Source organism: Microcystis sp. M079S1, from assembly GCF_020246425.1.
GTDB lineage: Bacteria > Cyanobacteriota > Cyanobacteriia > Cyanobacteriales > Microcystaceae > Microcystis > Microcystis aeruginosa.
Genome location: NZ_JADBSZ010000199.1, coordinates 1 through 14,991, shown reverse-complemented (window position 1 = coordinate 14,991; position 14,991 = coordinate 1). Strand labels below are relative to the sequence as shown.

At 40.1% G+C, this 14,991-nt stretch carries 21 protein-coding genes and 1 pseudogene; 18 read left to right on the top strand and 4 right to left on the bottom strand.

Going from position 1 to position 14,991, the window contains the following annotated elements; translation table 11 throughout:
* The first annotated feature begins 266 nt into the window (after window positions 1–266).
* Both IM456_RS13125 and IM456_RS13120 read left to right on the top strand, forming a co-directional pair.
* Window positions 267–614, top strand: coding sequence for a YkgJ family cysteine cluster protein (locus IM456_RS13125; protein ID WP_045358298.1), 348 nt, complete (start codon window positions 267–269; stop codon window positions 612–614).
* 189 nt (window positions 615–803) lie between these two features.
* Window positions 804–2,228, top strand: coding sequence for an AAA-like domain-containing protein (locus tag IM456_RS13120; RefSeq protein ID WP_287693166.1), 1,425 nt, complete (start codon window positions 804–806; stop codon window positions 2,226–2,228).
* Window positions 2,229–2,339: 111 nt separating this feature from the next.
* Here IM456_RS13120 and IM456_RS13115 read toward each other — a convergent pair whose 3' ends face one another.
* Window positions 2,340–2,603 carry a ParE family toxin-like protein gene (locus IM456_RS13115; protein WP_125731018.1) on the bottom strand — a complete coding sequence of 88 codons (264 nt, stop codon included), beginning with the start codon at window positions 2,601–2,603 and terminating at the stop codon, window positions 2,340–2,342.
* A complete protein-coding gene (locus tag IM456_RS13110) occupies window positions 2,600–2,830 on the bottom strand; it encodes a hypothetical protein (protein WP_045358293.1) in 231 nt (76 codons plus the stop codon). Before IM456_RS13110 ends, IM456_RS13115 begins: the two co-directional genes overlap by 4 nt.
* A gap of 434 nt (window positions 2,831–3,264) precedes the next feature.
* Between IM456_RS13110 and IM456_RS13105 the strand changes: the two genes are divergently transcribed.
* The 16 genes and pseudogenes from IM456_RS13105 (at window position 3,265) to IM456_RS13030 (ending at window position 13,296) form a co-directional block, all read left to right on the top strand.
* Window positions 3,265–3,585, top strand: coding sequence for a hemolysin XhlA family protein (locus IM456_RS13105; RefSeq protein ID WP_149987557.1), 321 nt, complete (start codon window positions 3,265–3,267; stop codon window positions 3,583–3,585).
* Window positions 3,586–3,783: 198 nt separating this feature from the next.
* Window positions 3,784–5,607 carry a bifunctional serine/threonine-protein kinase/formylglycine-generating enzyme family protein gene (locus IM456_RS13100; protein WP_287693165.1) on the top strand — a complete coding sequence of 608 codons (1,824 nt, stop codon included), beginning with the start codon at window positions 3,784–3,786 and terminating at the stop codon, window positions 5,605–5,607.
* Between the two features lie 770 nt (window positions 5,608–6,377).
* Window positions 6,378–6,770, top strand: coding sequence for a type II toxin-antitoxin system RelE/ParE family toxin (locus tag IM456_RS13095; RefSeq protein ID WP_002775262.1), 393 nt, complete (start codon window positions 6,378–6,380; stop codon window positions 6,768–6,770).
* Window positions 6,763–7,059 carry a helix-turn-helix domain-containing protein gene (locus tag IM456_RS13090; RefSeq protein WP_002731911.1) on the top strand — a complete coding sequence of 99 codons (297 nt, stop codon included), beginning with the start codon at window positions 6,763–6,765 and terminating at the stop codon, window positions 7,057–7,059. The genes IM456_RS13095 and IM456_RS13090 overlap by 8 nt, the downstream gene beginning before the upstream one ends.
* A gap of 425 nt (window positions 7,060–7,484) precedes the next feature.
* Complete coding sequence (locus tag IM456_RS13085) at window positions 7,485–7,733, top strand: hypothetical protein (protein WP_287705306.1); 249 nt, start codon at window positions 7,485–7,487, stop codon at window positions 7,731–7,733.
* The gene (locus IM456_RS13080) at window positions 7,720–8,145 is read left to right on the top strand and encodes a type II toxin-antitoxin system VapC family toxin (protein ID WP_149987555.1); all 426 of its coding nucleotides are present in this window, start codon (window positions 7,720–7,722) and stop codon (window positions 8,143–8,145) included. The genes IM456_RS13085 and IM456_RS13080 overlap by 14 nt, the downstream gene beginning before the upstream one ends.
* A 209-nt stretch (window positions 8,146–8,354) precedes the next feature.
* Window positions 8,355–8,615, top strand: a complete 261-nt coding sequence (locus IM456_RS13075) for a DUF4258 domain-containing protein (RefSeq protein WP_002793552.1) — start codon at window positions 8,355–8,357, stop codon at window positions 8,613–8,615.
* Window positions 8,602–8,799 (top strand): DUF2283 domain-containing protein, encoded by a 198-nt coding sequence (locus IM456_RS13070; RefSeq protein WP_008198105.1) that lies wholly within the window; start codon window positions 8,602–8,604, stop codon window positions 8,797–8,799. Before IM456_RS13075 ends, IM456_RS13070 begins: the two co-directional genes overlap by 14 nt.
* Before the next feature lie 280 nt (window positions 8,800–9,079).
* A complete protein-coding gene (gene vap15, locus IM456_RS13065; RefSeq protein WP_002762933.1) occupies window positions 9,080–9,316 on the top strand; it encodes a type II toxin-antitoxin system VapB15 family antitoxin in 237 nt (78 codons plus the stop codon).
* Window positions 9,294–9,719, top strand: coding sequence for a putative toxin-antitoxin system toxin component, PIN family (locus IM456_RS13060; RefSeq protein ID WP_287693164.1), 426 nt, complete (start codon window positions 9,294–9,296; stop codon window positions 9,717–9,719). The genes vap15 and IM456_RS13060 overlap by 23 nt, the downstream gene beginning before the upstream one ends.
* A gap of 259 nt (window positions 9,720–9,978) precedes the next feature.
* Window positions 9,979–10,113, top strand: a pseudogene (locus tag IM456_RS13055) (IS30 family transposase); the annotation flags it as partial.
* Window positions 10,114–10,167: 54 nt separating this feature from the next.
* Window positions 10,168–10,569 (top strand): ssr2422 family thylakoid membrane protein, encoded by a 402-nt coding sequence (locus IM456_RS13050; RefSeq protein WP_149987553.1) that lies wholly within the window; start codon window positions 10,168–10,170, stop codon window positions 10,567–10,569.
* Window positions 10,570–10,638: 69 nt separating this feature from the next.
* A complete protein-coding gene (gene rplI / locus IM456_RS13045) occupies window positions 10,639–11,097 on the top strand; it encodes a 50S ribosomal protein L9 (protein ID WP_012264300.1) in 459 nt (152 codons plus the stop codon).
* 99 nt (window positions 11,098–11,196) lie between these two features.
* Window positions 11,197–11,781 carry a chromophore lyase CpcT/CpeT gene (locus IM456_RS13040; RefSeq protein ID WP_149987552.1) on the top strand — a complete coding sequence of 195 codons (585 nt, stop codon included), beginning with the start codon at window positions 11,197–11,199 and terminating at the stop codon, window positions 11,779–11,781.
* 22 nt (window positions 11,782–11,803) lie between these two features.
* The gene (gene xth, locus IM456_RS13035) at window positions 11,804–12,607 is read left to right on the top strand and encodes an exodeoxyribonuclease III (RefSeq protein WP_149987551.1); all 804 of its coding nucleotides are present in this window, start codon (window positions 11,804–11,806) and stop codon (window positions 12,605–12,607) included.
* A gap of 134 nt (window positions 12,608–12,741) precedes the next feature.
* Entirely contained in the window at window positions 12,742–13,296 is a 555-nt protein-coding gene (locus IM456_RS13030; RefSeq protein ID WP_041803751.1) for a hypothetical protein, read from the top strand.
* Here IM456_RS13030 and IM456_RS13025 read toward each other — a convergent pair whose 3' ends face one another.
* The gene (locus tag IM456_RS13025) at window positions 13,297–13,614 is read right to left on the bottom strand and encodes a hypothetical protein (RefSeq protein ID WP_149987550.1); all 318 of its coding nucleotides are present in this window, start codon (window positions 13,612–13,614) and stop codon (window positions 13,297–13,299) included.
* Between the two features lie 119 nt (window positions 13,615–13,733).
* Window positions 13,734–14,627: a beta-carotene hydroxylase gene (crtR, locus tag IM456_RS13020; RefSeq protein ID WP_149987549.1), complete on the bottom strand. Its 894-nt coding sequence runs from the start codon at window positions 14,625–14,627 to the stop codon at window positions 13,734–13,736.
* Window positions 14,628–14,991 lie beyond the last annotated feature (364 nt).

Here is a 14,991-nt window from a genome sequence, read left to right as displayed (position 1 = left end):
CTTAGGGACTTGCGTGGGAATAATATCCCAATCGATCGGAGGGCGCAAGCTTTGCGCCCCTACAGTAACGGATTTTGTCCACAATGTAGGGGCGAACTGCGTTCGCCCAAAAGGTACATTATCAAAGCGCAAGTCCCTTACGGCGGATTCAGGCTCAGTCTGGTATATCTTCTAAGTGGAAAGGCTTATCCAATAAGGAGTTGTCTGTGCCACATGGATAGAAGAACCGCCGTACTAAAATTAATTCATCGCAGCACACCGGTTATATGGCCAATTGGAAATGTATTAAAAATTGTGGAGCTTGTTGTCAACTAAATCCCGATGAGCGTCCTGACTTAGAAGAATATCTTACTCCCGCACAATTAAGTCAATATCTCAGCATGGTGGGGGAAGAGGGTTGGTGTATACACTTTGATCGCCAAACCCGTCTCTGTACCATTTATGACCAGAGACCAGAATTTTGTCGTGTTCAACCCGATATTTTTGCCAAAATGTATCAAATTGAACCGAGAGAATTCGATCGATTTGCGATCGATTGCTGTCATCAACACATTGAGGATCTTTATGGGGAAGATAGCCTAGAAATGAATAGCTATCGTCAGCAAGTAGGCTAAGATTTACCCCTATCCCAGAAATAACTCGGACGGGGAAGAAAACAAGTGTTCTGGTTATTTTTCCTAGGTTCTCGATGGCTAAACCAGTAAAATTACGGAATCGATTGTTTCCCTGTTGAGGAGAAGTCTATAGGAAACTCGAAACCTCTAGAGGTGAAGAGTTTGAGCTAAGGACAGGGAAAAACTATCATGGAAAAACCAGAAAAACAGCGCCGCAGACGCGGGGTTATCCTCACCCCCACGGGACTAGAAAAATTACTTACTGCCAAACAAGAAGCGGAGTATCGGGATAATCGCGGTCATCGTTTCACCCTAGAAGTCCTCAGCGAGAAAACTCTTTTAGGGGTAGATACTCTGATGAAGGTATTTGCTTGTGAATCGGGAGTGGATAAACAAACCCTGAAACATTGTTTTCAAGCCTTTAATTTAACTTTAGAAAATAGCGATTATTATCGTCCTAACTTACTAGAAACTAATACTATTAATCCTCAACTATTGCCTGAGTTACCAGAGGGACAAGTCCCCCTCAATTCCCCCTTTTATATCAACAGAAATAATCTAGAACAGACTTGTTATCAAGAGATATTGCGCGGGGGGAGTCTTATCCGGATTAACGCGGCCAGAAAAATGGGAAAAACTTCCCTGATGGCCAGAGTTATTAATTATGCACAACAACAGCAATACCATACACTTTATTTCAGTTTTCGGTTAGCAGAAAGCTCAATTTTTCAAGATTTAAATCACTGGCTGCGTTGGCTTTGCGTTAGTATTAGTCGCCAGTTAGATTTAGACAATCATCTCCCACAGGATTGGGATGAATTCTTAGGGGGTAAAATTAACTGTAAAATCTATCTAGAAAAGCATATTCTCTCCCATCTCGATCGCCCTTTAGTGATTGCCTTTGATGATCTTGAATATCTTTTATCCTATCCACAGCTAAGGGAAGAATTTTTTAGTATTCTGCACCTCTGGCACGAGGAAAGCAAAAACAAACCCCTCTGGCAAAAATTACGTTTAATTGTTGCCTATTCCCCTGCACAGGAGGTTGATAAAACCTCAGATACCTATCAATCTCCTTTTAGTCTTGGTTTACCGATCAAATTGCCTAATTTTACCAGCGCACAAGTACGAGAATTAAGTCAAAGACAGGGATTAGATCAGAATTTTGACTACGAAAAATTACGGATATTTCTAGGGGGGAATCCCTATTTAATTCGTCTTGCTTGCTATCATATTGTTCGGGGTGATTGTACCCTAGAAAGCATTCTAGCTACTTCTATCGGGGAGGAAAGTAATATTTTTGCAGACCATCTTAAACGTTTACTTTCGCATCTGCAATACTTAAAGGGCAATTTAGCAGCTATCTTTGCTAAGGTGGTGATGGCGGAAAAAGACATAGAAATTGATTTAATGGCGGCTTTTCACCTAGAAAGTCTCGGACTAATTCACCGACAAGGTAAGTTTTGCCGAGTCAGTTGTCCTCTCTATCGTCAATATTTTGGCGAATATTTCCGGCAACGTTCTGTTTTTTTGCCTGGAAAAACTTCTATCCTCGCCAAAAAAATTACGCTTGCTCACTTTGATACTTCCGAAAAAAGTCGCTATGCCATCTAGTTTATCGAATGTCATTATGAGGGAGTGATACTAAATCCTGTTTAAAAAGTATAGGAGAGTGGCAAGTGGGTTTTTAAAGTTCGAGTGGAATAGGCTTGTAGTTCCTCTGTTTTACGAATAAAACTTTTCGTACTCATCATGATCGCCAATCCAAAACCAGGTCACTGTATCCCCTGACAGCACCCCCAAAGCTCGATGACTCTTCGTTACACGCACTGACCAAATATCTTCGTCGCTGTCAATACACTTAAAATTTAACGACGGATGAAACGGATTCTCTACCCATAACCGATATGCTTTCTTGGCTCCGGCTTTGACTGCTGGTTTCAAGTCGCGATACTTCTGCCAAAATGAGGGCAATGTCGCGGAATTCATAGCTGCTCATAATCCATCGGTGCGGACAATCCTGCTGCAATCTCTTCTTTGGCTTTTTGGGCTGCTGCGACTAGATTATTCTTCGTCTGTTTAAACGACTGATCCCATCGTTTTTCTTCTTCAATTTCTGCAATATAAGCTCGAACATACTCTACTAACTGCTCTTGAAGCTCATCAGGCAGAGACTCAACCATCTTGATGATCGTGGTAATAGCAGGAGAGGGCATGGTATCTATCAGCGCAGTAGGTTTTCTCTATTCTACAACGTCCACCGTAAACCCAAAATGATATGATCTTTGTTTCCTCTGTGTCTGGAGTGGTTTTTATTAAGTAGGTAGGCGTTAAAAGTTGTCAGACACCCCCCTTATCAAGGGGGGCAGGGGGGATCCCCCCGCCTATCGGCACCCCCCTTATCAAGGGGGGCAGGGGGGATCGAACCTAAAATCCATTTTTAATTTAATTATAACCAGCTACTTAATGAGCCTTGCTCAAAACCAAACAATTCATAATTCAAGAGCGAGGTATTTATGGGTAAAGAATAAGAACTACTTGAACAATGGCGAGAACTGACACCGGAAAAGCAACAAAAAGTTTTACAATTTGTTCAAACACTGAAATCTAAGTCAGAAACAACAGCACCACTTAATTAGGAGTCTAACCCATGAGCGGCCTCACCATCGAAACCGATTTAGGAAAAATCCTAGACCAGATTAATCAGAATCTTAAAGAGACCAATCAGAAGCTAGACGCACTCCAGAAAGATGTCACAGACATGAAGATTGTTCAAGTCAGATTCGAGGCCGAAGTCAAGGGAGACCTCAAGGCATTACAGGGAGAATTCAACACCTTACAAGGTGATTTAAAAGAGATTAAAGGTTCCCAGAAAGCCCAAATTTGGGCATTAATCACCATCTTGGCAACAGCAGTTATCGGAACTGTCATCCGCTTTGTCATCACTGTTCCCCCTGTTAGCAACCCCTAACTTCCACTGCCGGGGAACAGGCTTCTGTTTCCTGTTTGATATTCAGGTAGAATTAATGATAGAATTGGTGCGTTACGGCGGATTGTTAATTTTGGTTTTTTGACGGGATTTGTAACCGCCTAAGGGAGCCTACACATCTTCTCTCAATGAGATCATCAATTTTTTTTAGGTACTTAATCAAATTCCTCCAGATGATTTATGAGTATCCTCTACTGTCTCAATCCCGAATGTTCCCATCCTCAAAATCCGACTCATTATAGCTATTGTCAAGGATGTGGCGGAAATTTAAGCCAAACTAGCCAATCATATTCTTTTCATAGCCGTTATCTCATTGTCGGGGTTTTAGGAGAGGGCGCATTCGGTAGAACTTATAAAGCCGAGGACTTGAATTTTAATCGCAAACCCCGCGTTATTAAAAAGTTTATCGCTCAAATGCAGGGAGCGGCTCTTGAGAAGTCTAAGGAGTTATTTCAGAGAGAAGCGGAAAAATTAGACGAATTAAGACACGAACAAATTCCGAGCGTTTATGACTACTTCTCGGAAGGAAACTCTCTCTATTTAGTAGAAGGATTTATTGAAGGAGAAACCCTCTTTCAAGAATATCAAAGAGAAGGAAAATTTAGTGAGCAGAAAATCCAAGAAATATTACGGGATTTATTACCAGTCCTTGCTTATCTCCATTCTAAAGGATTGATTCATCGTGACATCAAACCGGATAACCTGATGCGTCGTCGGAGTGATGGTAAATTGATGTTAATTGATTTTGGGGGAATTAAAGAACAAACTTCCCAAATGGGGACAGGTTTATACACTCCCGGTTATGCTCCTTATGAACATATCATGGGCAGTGCAGTCGCCGCTAGTGATTTATATAGTTTAGCCGCTACCTGTGTCCGTTTATTAACAGGATGTTTCCCCCAAAGTAACAGTAATTTGCCTGATTCGGTCTATGATGTGGATCAGCGGCGATGGTTATGGCAATCGGTATTAAAATCTCAAAAAAGATCAATTAGTGATTTTTGGGCGAATATCTTGAACAAAATGTTAGAAGATAAGTCTAGCCAGCGCTATCAATCAGCTTCAGAAGTTCTGACAGTGTTGAATAATCCTCCCTCAAGTAGAACTGTAGTACAACCTACTACCGTTTCACCTCCTCCTCAGAGAAAAATTAGCACTACATCAGGGATAACTAGGCGTAAATGGCTATATAATAGCATCGGGATGATTGTATTTGGAGCGGTGATCGCATTAGTAATTGACAAGAGAAATGCCTGGCTAAAATTATTACCAGCAACATCACCATCAGATTTTACTGAAAAACTCCCTGGCGGGTTACAGTTAGCAATGGTGGAACTGCCTGGAGGAAAATTTATGATGGGATCTCCTGACAGTGATCCCGATGCTCGCGATAATGAAAAGCCTCAACACCAAGTTCAAGTCAACAGTTTTGCTATTGGGAAATATCCAGTGACTCAGGCACAATATGAAGCAGTAATGGGAACCAATCCCTCTTATTTTAAAAATAATCCGCAAAATCCGGTAGAACAGGTTAGTTGGAATGATGCTCAAGCTTTTTGTAAGAAATTGAGTCAAATAACAGGGAAAACCTATCGCCTACCGACGGAAGCAGAATGGGAATATGCCTGTCGTGCGGGGACAACCACTCGCTTTTATTTTGGTGATGATGCCAATCAGTTAGGAGATTATGCTTGGTATGAAGGAAATTCTGGGGGTACAACTCATCCTGTGGGCCAGAAAAAGCCCAATGCTTGGGGACTCTATGACATCAGTGGCAATGTTTGGGAATGGTGCGAAGACAATTGGCATAGTACCTATGAGAATGCGCCAAAGGATGGCAGTGCTTGGCTGACAAATGATAATGATTTTAAAATATTGCGGGGCGGTTCTTGGGTCGTCATTCCAAATGGCTGCCGTTCCGCTTCCCGCCGCTACTACTACCGCCGCGACTTCTACTACTACGGCGGTTTTCGGGTGGTGTGCGGTGCTGGGAGGACTCTGTAACCCTTTTTCCCTTTTTTTCCCTTTTTACCCTTTTTTACTTTTTTCAATTTTTCTCTTTTTCCCGCCGCTAGGCGGGTCGATTTTTTTGAAAAAATTGGGGTAGCTTGTAGGGTGCGTTAGGCGCGTACTTAAAGGAAATTTGTTAATAATTAAACTATGATCGCGCCGTAACGCACCATCTTAAGAAAATTGGTGCGTTACGCTATCACTAACGCACCCTACTGGACTGTTTCAGCTAATTTGGTGTATTAGAAAAATGCTATAAATTCTATAATCTAAGACTTTAAGCCGAAATCTATTGCCCTATTTTAGTTGAAACAGTCCACTACAAGAGCCGCTACTGTGTCTGGAGTGGTTTTTATTATGATTATTTAACTGCTACCGAATATCCCCCCGCAGTAATCTCTCCCTAGTAACAGGTTTCTAGTTCCTGTTTGATATTCAGGCAGAATGAATGATATAATTGGTGCGTGGGGCGTGGCTCTCTCGTGCAAAAGCTTGTCACCTGTAGAATATAACGATCTCAGGTTTTTTGTCAAGTCTAATTTTAGGGGTTTTGCTCCCGTAAACATCAGCTTTTCACAGAACTCGATACTTAACGATGTTGATGTCTATTATCGCGGAATTTCTAAGTTTAATTTAGGAGATAAACAAAGGGCGATCGCATAATTCTTTTCAACGAGGTTATGAGCTATCCAGCAATTCGATACCCATCACCATCACCTGATTACATTTATTGATTTTTCATCGCATACTATTTCAAAAGAAACGTGCCAAAGACAAAAATCATCTTTTATCAAGAAGCAGAAGGCATCTCACCCGTTGTTGAGTGGCTTCAGAAATTACTCAAAACTGATAAAAAAGGATTTGCCAAATGTATAACCAAAATCGAACAACTTGCCGCACAAGGTCATGAACTGCGCCGCCCTGCTGCCGATTATCTCAGAAATGATATCTGGGAGCTTAGAGCCAAACAGGGAACCATACAATATCGAATCCTCTATTTTTATCATGGTCAAAATATAGCAATTATTGGTCATGCTCTTATCAAAAAAACTTCCGCCGTTCCCTCACAAGACATCGAGAGAATTATCCAAAGAAAAGCACAATTTAAACAAAATCCAGAACTTCATACTTATCAAGGAGAAATAAACAATGCCTAAAACCACAGATGCCGTAAAAATCATTCACCAAATGATTGCAGACGATCCCACAATCAAAGAACAAATTGCCCTAGAATCCCTCAACTCAGAAATCGCACAATTGATTTATGACGCTCGTATGAATGCTGGATTAACTCAACAACAACTAGCCGACCTAATCCATGTTGAGCAATCCGTTATTGAAGATCTAGAAGACGCTGACTATCAAGACAATCCCCTAATAATGCTACAAAAAATTGCCACTGCCCTTAATCAACGAGTCAAAATGAGCCTTGTTAGTAGCTTGTAGGGTGCGTGTTTGCGCGTATTTAAAGGAGATTTGTTAATAATTAAACTATTACCGCGCCGTAACGCACCATCTTAAGAAAATTGGTGTGTTACGCTATCACTAACGCACCCGACAAGAGCCGCTACTGTGTCTGGAGTGGTTTTTATTATGATTATTTAACTGCTACCGAATATCCCCCCCGCAGTAATCTCTCCCTAGTAACAGGTTTCTAGTTCCTGTTTGATATTCAGGCAGAATGAATGATATAATTGGTGCGTGGGGCGTGGGGGTTGGTTATCCTTCTCTCCAAGCTTTTAACCTGTAGAATATAACGATCTCAGGTTTTTTGTCAAGTCTAATTTTAGGGGTTTTGCTCCCGTAAACATCAGCTTTTCACAGAACTCGATTTTTATCTTAAAATTGATACAATCAACCATAAAGAGATAATGACAATGATAAACATAGAAACGATTCAAGAAGATATTGCGTCTCTTCCCCTCGACGCACAACAGACTATTCTTGAACTTGTAGGTATTCTCAAAAAACGATATTCTCCCAACCCACAGGAAATGAAAGAGCAGGGAACAGAAGATTGGTCTGACTTTATCGGTTGTATAGAGGCTGAACCAGACCTTTCGCAAAACTATAAAACCTATTTAACAAGTGAACTTAAGCAAAAATATGATCATTGTTGATACTGGTTTCTGGCTGGCCCTTGCTAATAAAAACGACTCACTTCACCCATTAGCAAAAAAACAATTCCAAAAATTAATCAATCAACAATTTATTACAACCTGGTGCGTTGTTACTGAAACTTGCTACTTACTACAAAAACGAGTGGGAATAGATGTCCCAAAAACCCTTATTCATAAAATCTCCACAGGAGAACTACAGGTATTCAACCTCAAAACTAAGCACTGCCAACGCATTGAAGAACTGATGCAAAAATATAGAGATTTGCCAATGGATTTAGCCGACGCATCTTTGGTTATTTTAGCAGAAGAATTAGGTTCAGGTCAAATTCTTTCCGTTGATTATCGAGATTTTAATACCTATCGTTGGAAAAATACGGAGCCATTTCAAAATCTTTTTCAAGAACAAATGTAATCCGGAACAGGCTTCTAGTTCCTGTGTTTGATATTCAGGTAGAATTAATGATATAATTGGTGCGTGGGGCGTGGCTCTCTCGTGCAAAAGCTTGTCACCTGTAGAATATAACGATCTCAGGTTTTTTATCAAGTCTAATTTTAGGGATTTTGCTCATGTAAACATCAGCTTTTCACAGAACTCGATAGATAAATTATGAATTATGAATTATGAAAGAGATTCGATTTAGCGATCATGCGAAATTTAAAATCGACATCCTTGCTAATCACGAACTAAATATTTCTCCAGAATTTATTATTGATACGATTTGTAATCCTGATAAAATAGAAATATTGCCAGAATCCAAAGTCATCTTTCAAAGGAGATTAAATGAAAACTTAGTTCTACGAGTTATTTGTCGAGAATTTAGTGCTTTTATCTTGATCATTACTTTATACCCTGGAAGGACAAATAGATATGAAAAAGATTAAATACAGTAAAGATGTTGATATCCTGTTAATTGAGTTATCGGATAAACCTATCAGTTATGCAGAAGACAATGGACAGGTTATCTTGCACTATTCTAATGACGATATGCTAGTTCTTATCGAAGTCTTAGACTTCCGAAAATTTATTTCAGAAGACACCACTGCTGAATTGGTATCAATCTCCTAGCTTCTGTCGGTTAGATATATGAACTATGAAAGAGAAGATTAATGAGAAAAAGTTATTAGTAATTAGAATTAGTTTTAGCTTAATTGTTTCAGTAATTGGCTGCAATGAGAATAAGCTGTCGCGCATTTAAACAATGACAATGATAAACCTAGAAACAATTCGCAAAGAGTAGTAATAGATGTCCCAAAAAGTGAATTATCAAAAATAGATATTCGGGAACGTTCTTTTGAGTATGCACTGCGAGCAATTAAACTTTATCAATAAACAATAATTTGAGAAAATGAACCAAAAAACTTACCAACTAACCTTAAACTTTGACCAGATTTTAGATTTGGTTAAACAACTCCCAGAAAGTGACAAAATAAAACTCAGTAAAGAACTCGAAAAAGAAACTTTAAATCAAAAATTAACCCAACTTTTAGAAACCTTTAAAACTGATGAGCTTTCCCTAGAGACAATTACCGAAGAAGTGGAGGAAGTTAGGGCTGAAATTTATGGACAACAAGCCACCGATTAAAGTTATTATTGATACTAACTTTTGGATTAGCTTTCTTATTGGTAAACAGTTAGCTGGTTTAAAATATCTACTGATTGAAAAAACTCTTGTGCCGATTTTTTCTCCACAGCTACTTAATGAGATTAACCTTGTTACCAAAAGACCAAAATTACAAAAGCATTTTCCCCAAAGTAAAGTTCAAGAATTACTTGAACTTTTAAGCATAATTGGGTTATGTATTGAGACTAAATCAAAAATTAATATCCGTAGAGACGCTAAAGATAACTACCTTTTAGCCTTAGCCAAAGATAGTCAAGCTGACTTTTTAATTACAGGCGATCAAGATTTATTAATTTTGCAACAATTTGGAATAACTAAAATTGTTACTTATCAACAATTTTTAGTAATCTGTAGATTGGGTTGACGTAAATAAATCCAACCCAATTATTTAAAAGTGTTGGGTTTATACTTAAACTTTTAAGTATAATTGGGTTGCACCCTACAAGCTCGGTGATCGCTAAATTTGAAAAGAATCCCGAATTACACACCTATTTTCAGGAGTTAATATGAATACACACCAAACAAGGTTATTATGATAATAATCCAGAGGGTCAATTAGAATTAGAAAAAGCTCCTATTGATGACGAAGTAGCCAGAAAAATATTGAAGATTAAAGAACCATATCATCTGGACTATTAAGACAATTCTTTACCAAGAGGACGAATTTTAAAATGCTGAGGCTAGAGGAGATAGAAATATCCGTAAACTTGATTAACAATCGTCTGCGATAATGTCTTGACTATCCTACCCCAAATTAGGTATTGTATGAACATAGATCAGACAGTGATGCGATTCAGACTTGAATTGGCGTTTTGCTAGGCACTCAAATCACCCCGGGTGTCACCATGTCCACTCAAGAACCCACCCTAACCGATGTTCTCAACGAACTGAAAAGCTTCCAGACGGCAGTAAATCAACGTTTTGAAGCGATAGACCAACGTTTTGAGGCGATAGACCAAAGTTTTGAAGCGATAGACCAACGTTTTCAGGAAATAGACCAACGTTTTGATGCTATGGGGCAACGCTTTCAGGAAATAGACCAAAGATTAGACAAACTCGACTATAAATTTGACACCTACGAAAAAGCCTCCGAGAAAGTGCTGAGATTAGCCACGACCATTATTATCGCAGCCGCCACCGTAGCGGTTTTACCCTCGGCCTTTCAGTCAATCGGTCCCCTATTAACCCAGATCATCGCCGCCGGCAATAACTAACTTGTGATCAGGACTTGACGATTGCATGGTATGATAGGGGTTTTGGAACTATTGTTTTAGGTCAAGATCATGGCGAAACGAATGCAGGTTATCCTCAATCAAAAAGTCAGCAAATTAGGTGAAAATGGCGATGTGGTGGAAGTGGCCCCCGGTTATGCACGCAATTACCTTATCCCCCAAGGTGTCGCCGTTTTAGCCACCAAGGGCGCGATTAAACAGGCAGAATTTAGGAAAGAAAAAGAGCGTCAACGTCTCCTCGCTGAAAAACAAGAAGCAGAAACCAGAAAAACTGCGATCGAAAAACTCAGTCCCTACAGCATCCCTAAACAGGTGGGGGAAAACGAGGCAATTTTTGGTACTGTCACCAGTCAAGATGTGGCTACGGTTATCCTAGAAAATGCTAAATTAGAAATCGATCGCCGTGGTATTACCGTCCCCGATATCGGTCAATTGGGAGTCTATAAAGTACAAGTCAAACTCCATCCCGAAGTTAGTGCCGATATCGAAATTAAAGTAATCGCACAATAACAATTATCGGGCCATAGTTATCAGTAATCAGTGAAAATTTATCAGAGCGATTAACTAGCTGATGGCTGATAGCTAATAGCCATTCACATCTCAAAAATTATGACTCATCCCACGGATATAAAAACCCTAGCGCGCTGGATGGCGGCGGATTTTAGTAATCAAGAACAAGCTTTTGCTAATCCGCCTTTTTTTGCCCATATTCGCGTGTGTATGCGCCCTTTGCCTGATGAATTACTGAAGGGAACCAGCTTATTTTTAGAGCAGGCCTACGATTTTATGCTCAATACTCCCTATCGTTTGCGAGTATTTAAATTATCGGTAGTCGATGATCATATTGAACTAGAAAACTTTAAAGTTAAAGAGGAAGCTAACTTTTTTGGTGCTTCTAGAGAACCCCAGCGTCTCAAAAATCTCACCTTAGACCTATTAGAACCGATGCTGGGTTGTGATATGAATGTAACTTGGACAGGTAACAGTTTTAAAGGGGTGGTGAAACCGGGGAAACAATGTTTAGTCTTTCGCAAAGATAGAATGACTTATTTAGATAATAGTTTTGAAATTAGTGAACGGGGATTAATTAGCGTTGATCGCGGTTTAGATCCCGAAACCGATCAATTAGTCTGGGGTTCGATCGCCGGTCCCTTTGAGTTTGTGCGTCGCGCTAGTTTTGCTGAGGAAGTGTGAGAAAAATTCTTGGTTTTTAGCTATGAAAATCGCCACATGGAATGTCAACTCGATTCGCAGCCGACAAGAGCAGGTAATTAATTGGTTACAACTCAATCCCGTTGAGGTTTTATGCTTGCAAGAAACCAAGGTAATCGATCGAGATTTTCCCAGAGAAGCTTTTGAATCTTTGGGTTATCATCTCTATATTTCTGGACAAAAATCCTATAATGGTGTGGCGATTTTTAGCCGAAAACCCCTGGACGATATCACTGTGGGATTTAGTCCCATTATCGGCGAAAATTTAACAGGAGAACTAGACGAACAGAAACGGCTAATTACTGGAGTAATCGGCGATATTCGGATTATCAATCTCTACGTTCCTAATGGTTCTTCCCTAGATAGTGACAAGTATATTTATAAGCTCAAATGGTTAGAAACTCTTAGGAAATATCTAGATAAAATTATTAATTCTCAACCTGAAGAATTATGTATCTGTGGTGATTTTAATATTGCCTTAGAAGATAAAGATATTTATGATCCCAAAGGCAAAGAAAATCATATTATGTCTTCAGCTAAAGAAAGAGAAGCTTTAGAAAAGGTGTTAGAAATTGGGTTACAAGATGCCTTTAGAAAATTCACCTCGGCAGCGGGACATTATAGTTGGTGGGATTATCGCAGCGGTGGTTTTGCTCGTAACCGAGGTTGGCGAATCGATCATCTTTATTTAACTCCTCAGCTATACGAAAAAGCCGTTAATTGTCTGATCGATCGAGAACCCAGAAAACAAGAAAAACCTAGCGATCATACCCCTGTTATTCTGGAAATATCAAGCAAAAATAGCTAAAGGATCAACCTAGACTTTGCACAGCCAGAATTTTGCTCTCTTAGTTTCCCTAACCGGGGACTTTCACCTTGAGGATTTATTCGGTAACGAGAAAATGCTATGATTCGGGTTGAATTTACCAAGTTTATTAAATTATGCGTTCTCCCCAATTAATTGTTCTATTGCTCGGTTTATCCCTTCTCCCCGGCATCTCCCCCGCTTTTGTCCATGCTAATCCCTCGATAGTGCCAGTGAAACAATCGAGTAATCGCGATTGGGGACAAAAAATCAGCGAAGCGGAAATTAAAGCAATGATTGAAGACATTCAAACCGCTATTAAAGATAAAAATATCGCCCTAATCCTCAAACACTATGCCCCGTTTATTTCCTCGCAATTGACCATTAAAACCGATGCTAGTACCGAAATTTTTGAGTTAGATGGCATCACGGAACATAAAATATTTTTAGAGGAATCCTACAAAAATATTAAAAGTATAGAGGTTCTTTCTGAGAATTGGGACGTGGATATTCTTGCTAATAACGAGATGGCGATTGTCACTCGCGAGCGGGTAGTCAATATTACCAACACCGAGGGTGATAACTATATAGTTGCATCGGAAGCGGTGGCTAAAGTCGCTCCCATCGACGGCAAATTGAGGATATTTTCCATTCAAGAAACCGCCGAAGTGGGACGCAGACCAAAAAAATAATTAACTTCTCCGGTTGGGACTGGCCCAACCCGACTCCCGCCGTCTTCGTCCCTCGATAAAACCGTCATCGTAGTCTCTGGAATTGCGCGGATTATCATAGCGGGCAAAGTTAAACCCGTCCTCTAGTCCGCGCTGAAATTCTTGCTCTGGTGGCACAAATCGATAACGTTGTCTATTATCCTGTACCGCCCGGTTGATTAACAAAGCCCCCGCCCCAATACCAACGGCCTCACCAAAGGTTAAAGACTTAGCATAATTGATGTTAATTGTCAAGAAAGTTGTTGTTAAAATTAAGGCTTTTCCCCAATGCTGACCCATAAAATCCTCCTTAAAAAAATCAAGTTGACAACGAAACCAGTACAGATACAGAGTTTCTCATAAAATCGACCACCGACTCCCCAAAACGAAAACTTTCTAGCTCACCATTACGATAACTGCTATGAGCTAGATTTAGAAGAATGGGAGTGAAAGCGAATCCCTAGGAAGACATCGTAGAGGAAACTCCAGAAATTCTTACCTTGCAGTAAACCTAAAGACTGTTCACAATCTTTCGCATCTAAAAGCGGTTTAGTGGCATAGTATGCCGGTTGGTATTTGTACCAGGGAATCGACGGCCAGAGATGATGCACTAGATGATAATTCTGCCCTAAAATCAGCAGATTTAAGAGGGGACTGGGGTAAACTCGGGCATTTTTCCAACGATTGCGCTCTTGGAAAGGACGATGGGGGAGATAATCGAAAAATAAACCGAGGGCAATTCCCACCACTAAAGCGGGAACAAACCAAAAATTCATCACATAGCTGATAAAACCGTATTGACAGGCGACGATGACTATGGTAGCAACAAAAAGACGACTGAGGAACCATTCCAGCAGTTCGTATTTCCGCCAGAGTTGCCGCTTAAAAAAGAAAATCTCGTGATAAAAAAATCTGGCCGCAATCATCCACAAAGGGCCACCAGTGGAGACAAAATGATCCGGATCATTTTCGGGATCGTTAACGTGAGCGTGGTGCTGTAAATGGACTCTAGTGAAGACCGGAAAGGCAAAACCGAGCATTAAAGCACTGCCATGACCTAAAATAGCATTAAATATCCGATTGCTATGGGCAGAATTATGAGAGGCATCGTGGATAACTGTCCCCGATAAATGTAAAGCGAGGACATTAGCACTAAAACAAATCCAGTCGGGCCAAGACCATAGCCAATAGCCACAGGTAGATAGGGTTATTAGGCTCAAGGCACTAAAAAACATGGTAACGTTTGGGTTGAAGCCCCCCGGTGCTTTTAAATACTCTTTGGGGACTGTCAGCAACATCTCGGCCGACTGCATTATGGGTGTTGCTCCTTATTGTGTTCGCTTTACTGGCGTAAATTATCATACTACGGCTTTTTCATAAAGTTTTGTAACATTATCTTAATTAATCTAAGCTCTGAAGAAAGTAAGGATTTGTTATATGGTCTTCCCCGATCAGTTCCCGATTGCTGGAGATTTTGACCGCTCTATCCCTTTCAGGGGTCATTGGGCTACACTGGAGTTTAGACTAGACTGTACGGTTTGATGTCGGGGGAAGCACATTAAAATTTGTCTTAGCCTGTCAGAAAGCTAAGAATAGTCAGAAATATGATCAATTCTTGTTTTAAGCTACCTCTTTTGTCTCTTTTTTCTGTCGAGTAACTGTCTTTTTCACCGTCGG